This is a genomic window from Agrobacterium vitis (assembly GCF_014926405.1).
GTDB classification, from domain to species: Bacteria; Pseudomonadota; Alphaproteobacteria; order Rhizobiales; family Rhizobiaceae; genus Allorhizobium; species Allorhizobium vitis_H.
In genome coordinates this window covers 449,967-463,900 of the sequence record NZ_JACXXJ020000005.1, presented here as the reverse complement: position 1 = coordinate 463,900, position 13,934 = coordinate 449,967, and the positions used below count along the sequence as shown (strand labels likewise).

The following is a 13,934-nucleotide window of genomic DNA, read 5'->3' as shown; positions in this document are numbered from 1 at the left end:
GAGAAGAGGAGTGCCGCCGCCCCGTTCGTTCCGCTGGCCTTAAGGAAAGAATTCGCCGTGGCTGAACCGACCTCCCCCCGTGATATCATCCTGCTGGTGGATGACAGCCCCGAAGCGCTGGGGTTTTTAACCGATGCGCTGGAACAGTCAGGCTTTTCCGTGCTGATTGCCACGTCCGGCCAAGGGGCGCTGGGCATTGTCGAGCGGATCAGCCCGGACCTGATCCTGCTGGATGCTGTGATGCCCGGCATGGACGGGTTCGAAACCTGCCGACAGATCAAGGCCAATCCGGCAGTGGCGCAGGTGCCTGTCATCTTCATGACCGGCCTTAGCGAAACCGAACATGTGGTGCATGCGCTGGAGGTCGGCGGCGTCGATTACCTGACCAAGCCGATCAATATCGACGAGCTGCGCGCCCGCATCCGCGTGCATCTCGCCAATGCCCGGTCCGCCCAAAGCGCCCGTGTCGCGCTGGACGCCGCAGGCCGCCACCTGCTGGCCTTGCGCGCTGATGGCAGCCTGCTGTGGTCCACGCCGCAAGCCAGCCGCCTGATCACCACCGCCACCGGACGTGAAGACGGGCTGGATACCGTGATCACGGCCATTGGCGACTGGATGCAGGCCCGCACAGCCACGATTTCCACCGCCAGTCCCGCGACCGCGACGAATAGCCAGCCCGCAGGCGCATCCCGCGACGCCGCCCTGTCCTTGCCGCTTGAAAACCACCCTGCCCTGCAAATCGCCTATCTCGGCGCCATGGCCGCCGACGAATATCTGTTTCGCCTCAGCGCTGCCAACCCGCACCGCGAAGACGAACGCCTGCGCCAGGCCTTCGGCCTCACCCAACGCGAATCCGAAGTCCTGCTGTGGATCGCACGCGGCAAGCCCAACCGCGACATCGGCGAAATCCTCGGCCTCGCCGCCCGCACGGTTAACAAGCATCTGGAACAGATTTATGTGAAGCTTGGCGTGGAGAACAGGGCATCTGCGGCGGTGAAGGCGGCGGCGGTGTTGCGGGTGGAGTGAGGGAGAAGGCTGATATCTGCGCAAGGATACCCCCCTCTGGCTTGCCAGCCATCTCCCCCTCAAGGGGGGAGATCGACGCGGGGTATACTCTTCGCCAAAATATTCTCTTTTTATCAGTGGTTTGTAGGGATACTGATTGAGTGGTCTTGTTCCCCCATCCGATCTCCCCCCTTGAGGGGGAGATGCCCGGCAGGGCAGAGGGGGGTATCCTTGCTCCAAGGTCCAAATCCCAAACCAAGAGTCCCCCCATGAACCGTTTCGTCATCCTCTCCGGTTGCTCTGGCGGCGGCAAGTCCACTTTGCTCTCAGCCTTGGCTGCAAAAGGCTATGCCACCATAGAAGAACCCGGTCGCCGCATAGTGGCGGAAGAACAGGCCGGAGATGGCAAAGCGCTGCCCTGGATCGACCTGGCCGCCTTCGCCCACCGTGCCATTGCCATGGCGCTGGAAGACCGGGAACGAGCGGCATCCCTCCCCGGCTGGGTGTTCTTCGACCGCAGCCTGATCGACGCCGCCGCCGCGCTGAAAGCTGCGACCGGCGATGAGAGACAATTGAACGCGCTCAAGCAGCAGCACCGCTACCACGCCCACGTTTTTCTCACCCCGCCTTGGCCGGAAATTTACCAGCAAGATGCGGAGCGTCAGCATGATCTGGCTGCGGCAGAGGAAGAATATCAGCGCCTGCTCGAGGTCTATCCGGCGCTGGGATATGAGGTGATTGTGTTGCCAAAGGTGAGCGTTGTGGAGCGCGTGGAATTTATCTTGGCAATGCTTGCGGGCTGATGGGGCCGCTGAACCTGACAAACGCAAGAGTACCGGGCTGAGAGGTTAGAACCGGTTTTCGCTACCAACCAAGATCCTTTTTTCCCAACTGGGCTTATTCTTTCGCCTCCGGATTGGTGCTGTGGACGTTTCGCTGGCTGGCGAGGAACTCTCGTCCGCGCCGAAGGGCAACCTGCGGATCGGACCCACGGTGATATTCCTCAAGGATGATCTGGGTGATCTGTTGCCGGATCTCGGCTTTGCCCAGGTCGGCCCCGGAACTCTCTTGGGGATGGAGCGCCCGGCGGGCATTCTCCAGCCGGTGTTGAAGATTGGTGGCGGCGTCGAGCAGCATATGGTCCATCTCGTCGCCCGGTTCCGGCATATCCTCCGGTCTCGCTTGGAACTGCTGCGGTGGCGAAAGATGGTAAACCCCGGAGGTGACTGGACCGTCTTCCCGGATCTTCTGCCTGTAGCGCAGCACCAGCGCCAGCATGGTCGCCACGAAAACCGGTGGCACAACGATAACAAGAGCTTTCACCCAGTCAGATGTCGATTGCCACGTATCGAAAAGATCAGCCCAGACATTATAATCCGCCATTGTCCATTCCTCCCACGCTGAAAAACGAGCGATCACCAGAGAACTGTCTCTGGTGATCGGGGAGTTCGTAAGCCGGTAAAAAAACGACCGCCCCGACCTTTAAGCCGAAGCTCTGGACATGCGCCGAGGCCTCCCCGACCATAGAGAATGGTAGAGAGCGAACCGTATAGACACAGTTCACCGCCTCAGCCACAAACCTATGGCTGAGGGGTGTCTTTTTAACGATCGACACTGACCGTTTTTACCGGGGTTACGACGCCCCAAGACCGGTTCGTTACAACCGATCTCACCCTTGTCTTAGCGCATAACGAGTGAGAAGGAAAAGAGGGGTTGGTGCGATTTTGAGCTGGGGAAATCGGTGGCGTTGTGCGTGGCGTTTACCCCCCTGTGTCCTGCCGGACTTGGCCCTTCGCATGGCTCCGGGCGTTCGTCAGTACAATCGATCCACTGGATCGATTGTTTGGCTGCGCCGACCCTTCCTCACCTCACCTCAAGGGGGGAGATCGGATGATAGGGCAGAGGGGATATCTTGCACCAAGGGCCACCATCCCAAGCCAAAAGAATTCCCCATGAACCGTGTCGTCATCCTGTCCGGCTGCTCCGGCGGCGGTAAATCCACGTTGCTCACGGCTTGCGGCGCAGATGATCAACCAGTGCGGCCAGTTTGGGGGCCATGTTGCGGCGACTGGGATAGTAGAGATAAAAACCTTGAAAGCGCGGGGAATAATCCTCCAACAGCGGCACAAGCTGGTTTTGCTCGATCAAGGTACGGAAACTTTCCTCCATCCCAAAAGTGATACCGGCTCCGGCCACCGCCAGGTTAATCATCAAGGCCATGTCATTACTGGTGATATTGGGGGCAACATCAACGCTGAACTCCTGCCCATTTTCAGCAAACTCCCAACGATAAGGTGCCATCCTCGGCGACGGACGCCAGCCGATACACCGATGATCCGCCAGATCACGAGGATGCGAAGGCACAGCAAACCGCTCAAGATAGTGGGGCGCACACACGGCTAGCTGCCGTTGATCACCAGACACCCTCAGCGCAATCATGTCCTGCGAGATCACCTCGCCAAGCCGCACCCCGGCATCATAGCCCTCGGTGACAATATCGAATTCCTCATCCGTGACAGTCACATCAAGCTGAATCTCCGGATATTTTTCCAAAAACCCTGCCAGCAATGGGCCGGAGAGAAACCGGTTGGCAATGGAGGAAACAGCAAGCCGCAGTTGACCACGCGGGCGCTCGCTCAGATCCGCCGCCCGCTCCACCGCCGCCCGCATTTCGGCAAGTGCTGGTGCGACCTCTTGATAAAGCCGCTCGCCCGCTTCCGTCAGATTCACGCTGCGGGTCGTGCGTAGCACAAGCGCAATGCCCAAACGCTCTTCAAGGCGGTTCAAAGTCTGGCTAACGGCAGAGCGCGTGACCCCCATGCGATCGGCAACGGCGCGAAAATTCTTCTCTTCGGCAATCAGCAAAAACACAGAAAGCGCGTTCAGATCCGGCAGCATTGGTTATTTTTTCTTTCCAAAATGTCAATCAATAGACAGCTTATCGCAACAATGATGCTGATCTATCTTTTTGCCAACAGCAAAACGGCTGTTTGACGCAAGAGAAGGAAACATCGCCATGTCTTTCAACAAGGTCGTTCTGATCACCGGTGCATCCAGCGGCATTGGTGCCGCCATTTCCCGCAAATTGGCCGCAGCCGGAGCAAAGGTTATGCTCGGCGCACGCCGTACCGACCGTCTGAGCGCACTTGCACAGGAGATCGAAGCCGCAGGTGGAGAGGTTCTCACCCGCCGCCTGGATGTTACAGACCGCGTCGATGTTGCCGCTTTTGCAGAAGCTGCGCGGCTGGCCTGGGGGCGCGTTGACGTGATCGTTAACAATGCGGGCATTATGCCGCTATCGCTCATGGCCTCCATGAAAGTGGATGAGTGGGACCGGATGATTGACGTGAACATCAAGGGCGTGTTGCACGGCATTGCCGCCGTGCTGCCGGGCATGACAGATCGCGGCTCTGGCCATATCATCAACATCGCATCGATTGGCGCATTGGCGGTTTCGCCAACAGCCGCGGTCTATTGCGCCACCAAATTTGCAGTGCGGGCGATTTCCGACGGTTTGCGGCAAGAGTGCCAGAACATCCGCGTGACCTGCATCCACCCCGGCGTGGTGGAAAGCGAACTGGCCAATACCATCACCGACCCGATCGCCGTAGACGCGATGAAAGCCTACCGGGCCATCGCCCTGCAACCAGACGCCATTGCCCGCGCCGTGCTCTATGCCATCGAACAGCCTGATGATGTTGATGTGAATGAAATTGTCGTGCGCCCCACCCGTGCGGCATAGAGAGCGCCATGCCCCATCAAAACCATGCATTTTCGGGCCTGTGGATCACCGCAGATGGCCATATCCGCCACGAACTTCTGCCAAATGGACGCTATGACGAGGCCCGAGGCGACCGCAAAAGTGCTTATCAGGGCAGCTACGTCATGACCGGCAATCACATAGATTACCGGGACGACACCGGATTTACCGCAGATGGCGACTTTATTGACGGCGTCTTGCACCATGCCGGCATGATCTTGTATCGCCAGCTGAAGGCGAGCAAACAGCGCGATATAACGGTGGTCGTCGATCTATATTCACAGGATGCGCATGTCTATTGAATGAAAACAGCCGCAAAGCTTCCACTTTGCGGCTGAAAAATCTCATATCGGCTTCAGGCCAGCCACACCGGCCAGCCCTCACCCCATCAAGCCGCCAAGGCCTGCGCATCCCGTGGAATTTCCACGTCGATCTCCAGGATCGACACATGCTCGTCACGGTCAACCTTGATGCGGACCTTGTCGGCATCGACCTGGACGTGTTTGGAAATCACGGCCAAGATTTCCTCGCGCAGGATGGCGACGAGGTCGGAGCCTTGGGCGGCGCGTTCGTGGGCGAGCAGGACTTGCAGCCGTTCGCGCGCCATCGGCGCCGAGGTTGGCCTGCGGAACAGGTTGAAGATGCTCATGCGGCCCTCCGTGCGAAAATCTTGCCGAACAGGCCACGCTTTTCCTCGGGCATGGAAACCGGAATTTCCTCACCAGCCAGACGGCGGGCAGCTTCGAAATAGGCCTGGGCAGGAAGGCTCTTGGCATCGGCCAGTGTGACCGGCGCGCCAATATTGGAGGCTTTCAGCACATCCATGCTTTCCGGGATAATGCCGAGCAGCGGGATGGAGAGGATTTCCAACACGTCCTCGACCTTCAGCATATCGCCGCGCTGGGCGCGGACGGCATCGTAACGGGTCAGCAGCAGGTGCTTTTCCATCCGCTCGCCGCGCTCGGCCTTCAGGGTCTTCGAATCCAGCAGGCCGATGATCCGATCCGAATCGCGCACCGAAGACACTTCGGGGTTGGTGACGACGACGGCGACATCGGCATGGCGCATGGCCAGCGTCGCACCGCGTTCAATCCCGGCCGGGCTATCGCAGATTACCCAGTCGAAATGCTTTTTCAGCTCGGTAATTACCCATTCCACGCCTTCGGGCGTCAGATTGTCCTTGTCGCGGGTCTGCGAAGCAGGCAGCAGGTACAGCGTATCGACCCGCTTGTCGCGGATCAGCGCCTGCGGCAGCTTGGCATCGCCCTGGATGACATTAACGAGATCGTAGACCACCCGGCGCTCAGCGCCCATGACCAGATCGAGATTGCGCAGACCGACATCAAAATCGATCACGACAACCTTGTCGCCGCGCTGGGCAAGTGCCGCACCAAGGGCAGCCGTGGACGTTGTCTTGCCGACGCCGCCCTTGCCTGATGTCACAACGATGACCTTCCCCATTTCATTCTCCTGTCTTTCGCCGCATGCGGCACAAGCTTCGGGTCGCACTGGACCAAATTTCCAGCGTATTAAACGTCAACCTTAACCAGCGGAGTCGGCGTCAAGCTGACGTCCGCACGGCTCAAACCAGCATCAGGCCATTTTTTCAGCCTTGATGACATCGTCTTCCAGCCAGAGCTGGACGGGCTTGCCCAGCAGTTCCGGCGGCATGTCCTCGGCCATCTTGTAGATGCCGTCGATGGCCAGCAGCTCGGCTTCCATCTTGCGGCAGAAAATCCGCGCCGATGCATTGCCGACCGACCCCGCCATCGCCCGGCCCCGCAAGGCGCCGTAGATATGGATCGACCCACCGGCAATGATTTCAGCGCCTGAGGCAACCGAGCCGATCACCGTCACATCGCCTTCGGTGAAAATCACCGACTGGCCAGAGCGCACCGGCTCACGCAGCAGCAGGGATTGCACCACGGAGCGGGCCTGCGGCGCGGTGATCATGGCCTGGGGTGTTTCAGTCTCCCCAATCTCGTCAGTCTTGCCGGATGATTTGCTGGCTTTACCGCCCTTTTTCTTGTCTTCGGCTGGTGATGATTCAGGCTCGGCCTTCGGCACGTCAACATCCGACACCGGACGGCCACCCTTGAGGATCGGCGGCATGCCGCGTTCCACCATCGAGGGACGCGCGCCTTCCAGACCCATAATGCTGACATTGCGGCTGGAAAGCTCGGCGATCAGCGCCTTCAGCTCATCCCGGCTGATCGCCAGTTCCGCCACATCCAGAACCACCGGACGGCCAAGAAAGAATCCGGCTGAGCGCGAGGCCAGATCATCCAGCCTTTCCAGCCAGTTATCAACCGGCAGGTCCGGTGAAAGCACCACCGCCAGAAACGAACGGCCTTTGATGCGGATTGAGCGGGGTTCTGTTAGCACTTCGGTCATCTTTATGAACAAATCGTTGACTTGGTTTACGGCTGATTTGGTTAACAAAAGGTTAACGCAGCTCTTTAATCCGTTAAGACAACCGATATGGATGATGCTAATTGGCTATAATATTCAAATCGTTAGAAAATAAATCTTGCGGTTGCACGCAAATGTCACTCACGCGTGCAATGCAAAAAGCCCGGCGCAAGGCCGGGCTTTCCTAAGCTATCAACAAAGCTGATCGAAATCAGTTTTCGAAGTAGGAATACTTGCCGTCAGGGCCTTTCTTCCAGGTGTACATCACGTAGTCGGGACGGGTGATGTCGCCCTTGGCGTCAAAGCCGATCGAACCGATAACGGTCGTGAACGGACCCTTGGCCTTCATGGTTTCAGCAACCTTTTCAGCATCGGTGGAACCGGCAGCCTTGGCAGCGTCTGCAATGATCTGCAGGGCGGCATAGGAGTAGAGCGTGTAAGCTTCTGGCTCAAAACCAGCGTCGCGGAACTTCTTGACGACGTCCTTGGCGTTCGGGTTGTTACGTGGATCCGGCGGGAAGGTCATCAGCGTTCCATTGACGGCGTCGCCAGCAATCGAAGCCAGTTCGTTGGAGGTGATGCCGTCGCCTGACATCATCGGCGCCTTGACGCCCTGGTCAGCCATCTGACGCAGGATCAGGCCCGCTTCCGTGTGCAGACCGCCGTAATAAACGATGCCGACACCAGCTTCCTTCATCTTGGCGATCAGGGCCGAATAGTCCTTTTCACCAGGGGTGATGCCTTCGTAGATGACTTCCTTGACGCCCAGACCATTCATGGCCTTCTTGGTTTCGTCAGCAAGGCCCTGACCGTAAGGGGTCTTGTCATGAATGACGGCAACCTTCACGCCCTTGAACTTTTCAGCAATGTACTTGCCGGCAACCGCGCCCTGCTGGTCATCGCGACCGCAGGTGCGGAACGTGTTCCACATGCCGCGCTCGGTGAATTTGGGATTTGTCGAGGCTGGCGTGATCTGCAGAATGCCATTTTCGGCATACACGTCAGAAGCCGGGATCGATACGCCCGAGTTGAAGTGACCGATCACATATTTGACGCCATCGGCAACGAATTTGTTGGCGACGGAAACGCCCTGCTTGGCATCCGACACGTCGTCGCCGAGCACGATCTTGATCTTTTCGCCATTGATGCCGCCGGCTGCGTTGATATCGGCAGCGGCCTGTTCGGCACCCTTCTGGAGCTGTGCGCCGAAAGCAGCGTTCGGGCCTGTCAGGGGACCGCCGACACCGACGATGATGTCAGCCCAGGCGGTGCCGCTGAAGGCAACCATGGCTGTCAGCGCCACGGCTGAAAGAAGCGACTTCTTCATTCTGATACTCCCAGTTTTTAGGGCGGGCTTATTTCGATCCCCCGCGCAACACCCACCTAGATTGCGCCGGAAAACTCTTCCACTCTTTATTATTGCAATTTCCCCGGCCATCAGAGGCGAGAAAGACGGTGCTGTCAATCTTTCTTCTTCCAGGAAAGTGGGGAAGTTTTTTCATAGAGCCAGTAATAGTTACCGGCCATCTGGCGGGTGCGTCGCTGGCGGAAACCGACCATCGAAAACACCAGCAGAACGACAAAATCCATCGCGTAAAGACCGAGATCCAGCATCGGCCCTTCAAACAGGGCATGATGGAGAAACCGCATGACCAGCGCCAGCAGCAGCGTGTAGATCACCACCCGGCCATAGCCTTCCCAGTTTTCGGCAACGGCCTTGCCGGTGCGCCATGCGGTCCAGAAACCGAGCAGCACCACGAGAAAGCGCAGCACCATCCGCACCTGGTCATCCGTATCGAAAAACAAACCCTGCATGTCTTTTCCCCTCCGGGGTCTTTTTATCCGCAGTTTATCAGCACGGCACGACGATTAATGCCGTCCGCCTTCGAGATAGGCAGCACGCACCTGAGGGTCGGCCAGCAATTCCCGACCGGAACCGCTCATCGTCACCAGTCCGTTGACCATGACATAGGCGCGGTCGGACAGTTTCAGCGCAGCAAACGCATTCTGCTCGACGAGGAACACGGTCAGCCCTTCTTCCTGGTTGAGCTTCTTGATCGCCTCGAAAATCCCCTTGACGATCAAGGGCGCCAACCCAAGCGATGGTTCATCAAGCAACAGTAGCTTGGGCCGCGCCATCAGCGCCCGGCCAATGGACAGCATCTGCTGCTCGCCGCCGGAAAGCGTACCGCCGCGTTGGGCGTGGCGCTCTTTCAGACGTGGAAACAGCGTGAAAATCTTCTCGACGTCCTCCTGGAAATATTTGAGATTGTCGAGACCTGCACCCATTTGCAGGTTTTCCATCACCGTCATGCGCGGAAAAATCCGCCGCCCTTCCGGTGATTGGGCAATGCGCTGGCGGGCGATCAGATGGGTGGGCATTTTGGTAATGTCCATGCCATCGAAAATCACCCGACCAGCCCGCGCCTGCGGGCTGCCGCAAATCGTCATCATCAACGTCGACTTGCCAGCACCATTGGCGCCGATCAGGCTGACGATCTCGCCTTTTTTAACCTCAACGCTGACACCGCCAAGCGCACGGATATTGCCGTAATAGGTCTCGACGGCCTCAACCTTCAAAAGAGCTTCAGCAGTCATCACAATTTGCCTCCGGCCACGGCTTCCACATCGGAAATCGCGTCGTCCAGTTCTTCATCCTCGACACCGAGATAGGCCGCGATGACCCTCGGATCGTTTTTCACGTGGTCAGGCGTGCCATCGGAAATCTTCTGGCCATATTCCAGCACCACGACATGGTCGGAAATTTCCATGACCACCGACATATCGTGCTCGATCAGCATGATCGATGTGCCGGTTTCGTCTCTGATACCATTGAGCAACGTGTTGAGCGCCAGCGATTCCCGTGGATTGAGACCGGCTGCAGGCTCATCCAGGCAAAGTAATTCCGGTTCCGTACACATTGCCCGGGCGATTTCGAGACGCCGTTGCGCGCCATAGGGCAGATCGCCAGCCGGGTCGTCGGCCCGCTCGATCAGGTCGGCGCGCTCCAGCCAGAACCTCGCCTTGTCGATCGACAGTGCCGCCGCCTTCTTGTAGGCGGGCAAGCCAAGCAGACCGAGCACCGTATAGCCGGAGGCCTTCATCAGCGCATTGTGCTGGGCAACCAGCAGGTTTTCCAGCACGGTCAGGCCGGAAAACAGCCGGATATTCTGGAAGGTTCGGGCCACCTTGGCCTTTTTGGTGATCTCGAAATCCGTCAGGCGTTCCAAAAGGAATTCCTTGCCGGCCTTCTGGCGCAGGGTGACCATGCCCATTGTCGGCTTGTAGAAGCCGGTAATGCAGTTGAACACCGTGGTCTTGCCCGCTCCGTTCGGGCCAATCAGCGCGGTAATTTCACCGCGCCGGGCTTCAAAAGAGAAGTCGTTGATGGCCATCAAGCCGCCGAATTTCATCGACAGGTGCTCGACCGTCAGGATTGGGTCATTGTTCATGATTTGCGTCCCGGATGTCATCAGCCGTGACCCTCCTTGGTAAAGCTGCCGGAGACAGCCTTGCGTTCCTTCAGGAAGGCCGTCGGCTCTCTGCTGCCGACAAAGCCGCGCGGCTTGAACAGCATGACCACAATCATGGCAAGACCGAATAGCAGCATGCGATACAGTTCAGGAGTAAAATCAGGACCGAACACGTGTTTCAGGAATTCCATCTCGCGCAGCAGCTCCGTGCCGCCAACCATGACGATGGCCGCAACCGCGATACCGGTCAGAGAGCCCATGCCGCCCAGAACAACGATGGCAAGGATAACCGCCGATTCCAGGAAGACGAAGCTTTCCGGCGACACGAAACCCTGGCGGGCAGCAAAGAACGACCCGGCAAAACCGCCAAACATCGCGCCGATGGCAAAGGCCGTCAGCTTGGTCTTCACCGTGTCGATGCCAAGCGACCGGCAGGCGATCTCGTCTTCGCGCAACGCTTCCCAGGCCCGGCCAATCGGCATACGCCGCAGCCGGATCGTCACATAGGCGGTGAGCATGCACAGCCCCAGCGCCAGATAGAACAGGAAGATCTTGTAATAGGCTGACGACATCGGCAGGCCGAAGGTCTTGGCGAAGCCATGCGCCGAGGCATCGAAGGGAATGCCGAACAGCGTCGCCTTGGGAATGCCCGATACACCGAACGTGCCCTGGGTGACATCCGTCCAGTTAATCAGCACCAACCGAATGATTTCCCCGAAGGCCAGCGTGACGATGGCGAGGTAATCTCCCCGCAGACGCAGCACCGGAAAGCCGAGCATGATGCCCCAGAAGGCGGCCAGAATGCCTGATATCGGCAGCAACAGCCAGAAGGACAGGCCGAAATGCTGAGACAGCAACGCGTATGAATAGGCACCGACCGCGTAGAAGGCGACATAGCCGAGATCGAGCAGCCCGGCCAGGCCGACAACGATGTTCAATCCCCAGGCGAGCATGACGTAGATCAGGATCTGGATGCCGAAGTTATCGACATATTTCAGCGAGCCCTGCGTGCCGACCAGAAAGAGAATGACCGGCGGGTAGAGGATCAGCGCCACAAGCGCGATCTTCAGGAAATGTGTCTTGAAGAAAGACGGCCGGGCATCCGTGGCAGCGGCGGGCTTTGTAGCCGCCCGCGCCTTGCGCGCCGCCGACCAGGGGCGCAAGACAGCGACCACAGCAAACCGGCCAATGGCGGCAATCGCCACGAAAATAGATAGAAGACCCCAGCGTGTATACCAGACGAGGGCATTGTTGATGTCCTGGTCGGTCTTGATGCCGATGAACAGTACGAACAGGCCGAGTGCCAGCAAGCCTGCGAACACGGCTTCTTTCAATGCCCGCGCCATCAGGCCGGGCTGCGCCTTGACGGTGGAAATGTCGACATTTGCCATGATCTCAGACCTTCTCGACTTCGGGACGGCCCAGGATGCCGGTCGGTTTGAAAATCAGCACGAAAGCCAGGATGCCGAACGTGGCGACATCCTTGTAGGCGATAGTGAAATAGGCCGACCACAGGGATTCGATCAGGCCGATCAGCAAGCCGCCGAGGACTGCGCCCGGCAAAGAGCCGATGCCGCCCAGAACCGCCGCCGTAAAGGCCTTGACGCCGGGAATGAAGCCATCGGTAAAAGAGGCAACCCCGTAATACATCAGATACATGGTACCAGCCACCGCCGCCAGCGCCGCTCCCATCACGAAGGTGACGGAAATGGTCCGGTCGACGTCGACACCCAAAAGGGCCGCCATCTTGCGGTCCTGCTCGGTGGCGCGCTGAGCACGGCCAAGCGGCGTCTTGTTGACGATATACCAGAAGGCCGCCAGCAGCACCGCCGTTACAGCAACGATGATCATCTGCTTCAGCGACACCGTGATAGCGCCGAAATGATAGACGTCATTGACCAGCGCCGGAATTGGCTTGTTGCGAGGGCCTTGCGCGACCTGAATAAAGTTGGACAGTGCAATCGACATGCCGATTGCCGTAATCAGCGGCGCCAGCCGGAAGGACCCGCGCAAGGGCCGATAGGCGACCCGCTCAATGGTCCAGTTCCACAAACCGGTCATCAACATTGATACAACCAACATGATCAGCAGCGCCAAAGCCACTGGAATGCCTGCAAAAAATGTCGTGAGAAGCAAAAAAACAATCAAGGCGGCAAAACCGCCGAGCATGAAGATATCGCCATGGGCGAAGTTGATCATGCCGACAATCCCGTAGACCATCGTATAACCGATCGCCACCAAGCCATAAATCGAGCCAAGCGTCAGCCCGTTGATAAGCTGCTGGATGAAATAATCCATACATTATCCCCCGGATGCCGATCAAACGCAGCATCCATATGTTGTCCCATTCGGGTTCTTCGTGTTGGAGGGATTTGATATCGGTTTCGACAAAAATGTGAAGCCTAAAAGCTTTGCAGCGCGTATTTTTCTGTCAATTGCTCAACATATCGGCAGTTTTTGCATAAATTCAGCATTAAACCTGGAATTGCGCTCAAAAAGCGCGCAGATGACTCTGGACCAACTTGCCGAATGAAAAAAACGCGGATGGTTTCGTCGTTTTTTACGAAGGCATCAGCAGCCGCAGCGCTAGGTCCACACGCATGCGGATCTCGCTGTCAAGATCCTCTGCCTGCTTGCCGAACATCAGAACCTTCGTCTGCAACGGCCCCAGAACCGCTCCGACAAAGATGTCGGCAATATCGCGACGATCAACCGCCTCGCATGCGCTGCCCGCGACGTGGAAATCCAGCTCCTGCGCCAGAAATGCTCGAAAATTCTCGACACAATCCTCGTAAAACTGTCGGGTCAGGCCGGGATGTTTGCCCGCTTCGGCAATGATCAGCCGGGTCACCAGAATCTGGCGTGGCGACAAGACGAACCTCGCCAAAGCCTCGAGCGCCAGCCGCACTCTCTCACGCGGGTCCGCCGTTTGCCCACGCTGGCCACCGATTTCGATCTGCAACTGATCATGAGACTGGATCAGCGCCGTGAACAAGCAGCGCTTATCGGGAAAGAACCGGTAGACGGTCTTTTTCGCCATGCCAGCCAAACGCGCCACCTCCTCCATGGTCGCATCGCCAAAGCCCATAGTGTCAAACACCACTTCGGCAGCCTTGAGAATACGCTCACGCCGTTCCTCATCCGGCATGACCGGCAGGCGCATGACCATTCGCTGCTGTTCGGACATCGGTCTTCTCACACTTTCGACTTGACAAACGGAAACGAAAGCGTTTCCTGATCGTCGGGAGGAAACGACAACGTTTCCATGCTTACCGCATAATTTG

Annotated in this window: 15 protein-coding genes and 1 pseudogene; 4 read left to right on the top strand and 12 right to left on the bottom strand. The window is 58.0% G+C overall.

The features are described 5' to 3' along the window. Window positions 1–57 precede the first annotated feature (57 nt). Both IEI95_RS13210 and IEI95_RS13205 read left to right on the top strand, forming a co-directional pair. The gene (locus tag IEI95_RS13210) at window positions 58–1,026 is read left to right on the top strand and encodes a response regulator (RefSeq protein WP_194416550.1); all 969 of its coding nucleotides are present in this window, start codon (window positions 58–60) and stop codon (window positions 1,024–1,026) included. A gap of 248 nt (window positions 1,027–1,274) precedes the next feature. Further along, the gene (locus tag IEI95_RS13205) at window positions 1,275–1,808 is read left to right on the top strand and encodes an AAA family ATPase (RefSeq protein WP_156535374.1); all 534 of its coding nucleotides are present in this window, start codon (window positions 1,275–1,277) and stop codon (window positions 1,806–1,808) included. A gap of 94 nt (window positions 1,809–1,902) precedes the next feature. On the opposite strand, the gene IEI95_RS13200 is transcribed toward IEI95_RS13205, so the two are convergent. Together IEI95_RS13200 and IEI95_RS13195 are read right to left on the bottom strand one after the other, a co-directional pair. Further along, window positions 1,903–2,388, bottom strand: coding sequence for a protein kinase (locus tag IEI95_RS13200; RefSeq protein WP_156535373.1), 486 nt, complete (start codon window positions 2,386–2,388; stop codon window positions 1,903–1,905). Window positions 2,389–3,012: 624 nt separating this feature from the next. Next, on the bottom strand, window positions 3,013–3,903 hold the full coding sequence (locus IEI95_RS13195; protein WP_194416549.1) for a LysR family transcriptional regulator: 891 nt from the start codon (window positions 3,901–3,903) through the stop codon (window positions 3,013–3,015). A gap of 118 nt (window positions 3,904–4,021) precedes the next feature. Here IEI95_RS13195 and IEI95_RS13190 point away from each other — a divergent pair, with 118 nt between their 5' ends. Further along, window positions 4,022–4,747, top strand: a complete 726-nt coding sequence (locus IEI95_RS13190) for an SDR family oxidoreductase (protein WP_194416548.1) — start codon at window positions 4,022–4,024, stop codon at window positions 4,745–4,747. A gap of 17 nt (window positions 4,748–4,764) precedes the next feature. Further along, a pseudogene (locus IEI95_RS13185) lies at window positions 4,765–5,067 on the top strand (Atu4866 domain-containing protein); the annotation flags it as partial. Window positions 5,068–5,153: 86 nt separating this feature from the next. On the opposite strand, the gene minE reads toward IEI95_RS13185, so the two are convergent. From minE to IEI95_RS13135, 10 genes are all read right to left on the bottom strand, one after another. Further along, entirely contained in the window at window positions 5,154–5,414 is a 261-nt protein-coding gene (gene minE, locus IEI95_RS13180) for a cell division topological specificity factor MinE (RefSeq protein ID WP_015916929.1), read from the bottom strand. Further along, complete coding sequence (minD, locus tag IEI95_RS13175) at window positions 5,411–6,226, bottom strand: septum site-determining protein MinD (protein ID WP_015916930.1); 816 nt, start codon at window positions 6,224–6,226, stop codon at window positions 5,411–5,413. Before minD ends, minE begins: the two co-directional genes overlap by 4 nt. Window positions 6,227–6,358: 132 nt before the next feature. Continuing rightward, entirely contained in the window at window positions 6,359–7,159 is an 801-nt protein-coding gene (gene minC, locus IEI95_RS13170) for a septum site-determining protein MinC (protein WP_194416546.1), read from the bottom strand. A gap of 229 nt (window positions 7,160–7,388) precedes the next feature. Next, complete coding sequence (locus IEI95_RS13165; RefSeq protein WP_194416545.1) at window positions 7,389–8,504, bottom strand: branched-chain amino acid ABC transporter substrate-binding protein; 1,116 nt, start codon at window positions 8,502–8,504, stop codon at window positions 7,389–7,391. Between the two features lie 134 nt (window positions 8,505–8,638). Then, window positions 8,639–8,992, bottom strand: coding sequence for a DUF6867 family protein (locus tag IEI95_RS13160; protein WP_070166573.1), 354 nt, complete (start codon window positions 8,990–8,992; stop codon window positions 8,639–8,641). Between the two features lie 54 nt (window positions 8,993–9,046). Beyond that, complete coding sequence (locus tag IEI95_RS13155) at window positions 9,047–9,775, bottom strand: ABC transporter ATP-binding protein (RefSeq protein WP_041697011.1); 729 nt, start codon at window positions 9,773–9,775, stop codon at window positions 9,047–9,049. Continuing rightward, complete coding sequence (locus IEI95_RS13150) at window positions 9,775–10,650, bottom strand: ABC transporter ATP-binding protein (RefSeq protein ID WP_071207383.1); 876 nt, start codon at window positions 10,648–10,650, stop codon at window positions 9,775–9,777. The genes IEI95_RS13155 and IEI95_RS13150 overlap by 1 nt, the downstream gene beginning before the upstream one ends. Then, complete coding sequence (locus tag IEI95_RS13145; RefSeq protein WP_156537042.1) at window positions 10,650–12,041, bottom strand: high-affinity branched-chain amino acid ABC transporter permease LivM; 1,392 nt, start codon at window positions 12,039–12,041, stop codon at window positions 10,650–10,652. Before IEI95_RS13145 ends, IEI95_RS13150 begins: the two co-directional genes overlap by 1 nt. 4 nt (window positions 12,042–12,045) lie before the next feature. Continuing rightward, entirely contained in the window at window positions 12,046–12,948 is a 903-nt protein-coding gene (locus IEI95_RS13140) for a branched-chain amino acid ABC transporter permease (protein WP_015916937.1), read from the bottom strand. Window positions 12,949–13,210: 262 nt separating this feature from the next. After that, window positions 13,211–13,837 carry a TetR/AcrR family transcriptional regulator gene (locus IEI95_RS13135; RefSeq protein WP_015916938.1) on the bottom strand — a complete coding sequence of 209 codons (627 nt, stop codon included), beginning with the start codon at window positions 13,835–13,837 and terminating at the stop codon, window positions 13,211–13,213. Window positions 13,838–13,934: the final 97 nt, after the last annotated feature.